The organism is Ruegeria sp. BHSB058, assembly GCF_059613285.1.
The window spans coordinates 1-2,611 of the sequence record NZ_JBXWSF010000167.1; the positions used below are offsets into that span (position 1 = coordinate 1).

Annotated in this window: 4 protein-coding genes; all 4 read right to left on the reverse strand. The window is 65.3% G+C overall.

Annotated features, from left to right (window positions below; translation table 11 throughout):
* A partial coding sequence (locus AC2FNB_RS20995) for a hypothetical protein (protein WP_496748671.1) occupies positions 1–216 on the reverse strand: 216 nt, incomplete at its 3' end.
* An 11-nt stretch (positions 217–227) separates the two neighbouring features.
* Positions 228–698 (reverse strand): DUF2271 domain-containing protein, encoded by a 471-nt coding sequence (locus AC2FNB_RS21000; RefSeq protein ID WP_054540790.1) that lies wholly within the window; start codon positions 696–698, stop codon positions 228–230.
* A 38-nt stretch (positions 699–736) separates the two neighbouring features.
* Positions 737–1,117 carry a PepSY domain-containing protein gene (locus AC2FNB_RS21005; protein WP_038070264.1) on the reverse strand — a complete coding sequence of 127 codons (381 nt, stop codon included), beginning with the start codon at positions 1,115–1,117 and terminating at the stop codon, positions 737–739.
* Positions 1,118–1,298: 181 nt separating this feature from the next.
* The coding region (locus AC2FNB_RS21010) for a ferredoxin reductase family protein (RefSeq protein ID WP_496748672.1) at positions 1,299–2,611 on the reverse strand (1,313 nt) is incomplete at its 5' end.

The following is a 2,611-nucleotide window of genomic DNA, read 5'->3' on the forward strand; positions in this document are numbered from 1 at the left end:
GATCCGACCGGAGGGCGACCGGCGGATCTGCTCGACGCCCGGATAGACGGCCTGGATGCGGTCCGCGAGAGCGGCTACGGTCAGTCCGGCTTCCGCCTGCGGCGCGGCGATGCGCTCGGCCGCAGGGAAGACCGACAGTGCCGCGCCGCTCAGGCCCAGGATGGTAACGAGCGCAAGGGCCAGAAGACCCGGCCAGCGATGGAGTGCACGGATCATGGCCCCACCCTTCACATGTCGTAGGCGAAGCTGGCGATGTACCGGCGCCCGCGCACCGGCGTGCCCGCGCCGTCGGTCGTGAGCGGTACGGCCACCTCGTTCGGACTGTCGCGCATGTCCTCGACGGCCGCGTCGATGTGGAGCGTGTAGCCCGCATCAAAGAGCGCGTCGGCGAGGTCGAGCGTGATCTCGAGCGTGCGGCCCGCGCCGACGCTGGCGCCGGTGATTCCGTTCACCTGCGCGGTGTCGCCGCCGGTGGCGCGGTACCAATCGCTGAGGTGCTCGTAGTACTTGGACTTGCCGCCAGCCATCCAGAGACTGCCGACATAGGCGCCCGAGGTGTCGGTGACGTAGAGCGCGAGATAGGCCCCGTCGCCGCCGTAATTGTTGAGGGTCGTGGTGAGCGTCACCGGCCGCGCCATGGCGAGGCCGGGGAGCGTCAGCGCGGTGGTGAGCGCGAGCGTTGCGAGAAGCGATTTCATCGGGTTGATCCTTGTTCGGAGAGGAGCTTGAGAGCGGTTCAGTTCACCTGAACCTGCGGCGGGGTGCCGTTCCCGAAGAGGCCGTTCTGCGGAGGGGCGACCGTGCCGGCGGGCGCGGGATTGCGGGCGCCGCCACGGTCGTCGTCCTCATCCTCGTAATCCATCTCGACGATCTGCAACGTCGCCGGATCGAGCTTCACCTCGATCTCCCGGCCATCCTGATCTCGGCCCTCGATCTCGTAGCAGCCATCGTCGATCTCGAAGTCGCGCACGGTCCAGCCGTTTTGCTCAGCCAGCTGCATCACGGCCTCGCGCGGCTGCCACTGGTCACGGGGCACGCGGCACTCGTCGTCGTCGGCCAGGGCGGCGCCAGCGGGCAACAGGGCGATCAGGGCGAAGGCGGTCAGGGTCTTCTTCATGGCAGGGTCTCCTTGTCATCTGCTGAGGACAATCTGGAGACAGGACCTGAGGCCTTCCTGACGCGTCGGCGATTCCCGCTTCAGCTTGCCGTCAGGAAAATGGCCCCGCCGATGAGGGCGGGGCCAAAAAGGTGCGAGCGCAGGCCACAGGGCTGACATGGCGATGCGCCCTGCCCCGCGGTTAAGCGAATTCGAACTGCTCGAAACGGACACGGCGAGGCGTTTGGCCTTGCGCCTTCAAGCCCTTCAGGACCCCGTCCTTCAGGCCGGTTGGGCCACAGAACCACAGATCGGCTTGCCGGACTGCGAAAGGGGTGGCGCTGATCAGCCGCTCAGCCGTGAGCCTGCCATCGCGCGCCGTGACGAACACCTCGAAACTGAACCTCGGGTTGCGGGCAACCGCAGCGCGCAGCGTCTCTACGCCAATCGCTTCATCTTGTGTCGGAACGCAGTAGATGAGGTGAATGTCGCGACTCTCCGCCTCTGTCAGGCTTTCCGCCCAGGCGAGGAACGGCGTGATACCGATGCCGCCGGCAAGCCATATTTGGCGCGCACCGCCCTTGCGGAAATTGAACCGTCCATATGGCCCTTCGACCTGCACACGCGTTCCGGTCCGCAAGATGGCGGGCAGGCTTCGTGTCCAGCCACCCAAGCCCCGGATGGAGAACGTCAGGGTGCCGTCAGGGCGCGGGGCGCTGGCGATCGTGAAGGGGTGCGGCTCGGACAGTCCCGCCTCTGGCGCGCGGAAGAAGGCGAATTGCCCCGGCCGCCACCGCATGGCCCGCCCCTCGGGGCGGAGGGTCAAGGTGGTCGTGTCACCGGTCTGCCTGATCTGGCTGACGGTGAAGTCTCTACGCCGTAGGTGCGGAGCGAGCAACTCGGTGAAGATCCAGGCGACCACTCCGGCGATGCCGAAAGCATTCAGCACCAACATGAATGTCGGGTCTACCCCAGCAGGCATGTCGACAAAAAACTGGTGAAACACCACGATTGCAAAAAGGGCTCCCATGAAACGATGGCTGAACCGCCAGAGCTGATAGGGAATCTCGAGCCCGATGAAGGGCAATCTCCGGAACCAGCTGACAGCGACTAGGGCGAGAAGTGCGTTGAAGGCAAGTTCGCCCGCCTCTTCACCTAGGTCCCCAAGGGAGGTTTCACGCACCAAACGCTCGAAATCCGGCTCTATCTGCTGGTGCAGTATCATCAGGACCATCGCGGAAATGCCGAGCCATTTGTGGACCCGGTACATTCGATCGAGACCGCCGAACAATGGTTCCACCAGTGGCGGCCGTGCGGCGAGGATCAAGGTCTGTGCCATCGCGACAACTGCCGCGGCCCCGACGGCAATACCAAATGCTGCATCCGCACCATAAGGCGCATAGGTGTTCATCCCGAACAGAGCCGCCAGCAGGCATGGCAGCGCCACCAGCACCGGGCCCGTCAGGGCCAGAGGAGAGTTGAGGGAAAGCCGAGGGAGTGTGGGAAGGCCCGGCG

Excerpts from the sequence above, each read along its gene's own strand:
- AC2FNB_RS21005 (WP_038070264.1), bottom strand. The coding sequence starts at position 1,117 with ATGAAGAAGACCCTGACCGCCTTCGCCCTGATCGCCCTGTTGCCCGCT.
- AC2FNB_RS21000 (WP_054540790.1), bottom strand. The coding sequence starts at position 698 with ATGAAATCGCTTCTCGCAACGCTCGCGCTCACCACCGCGCTGACGCTC.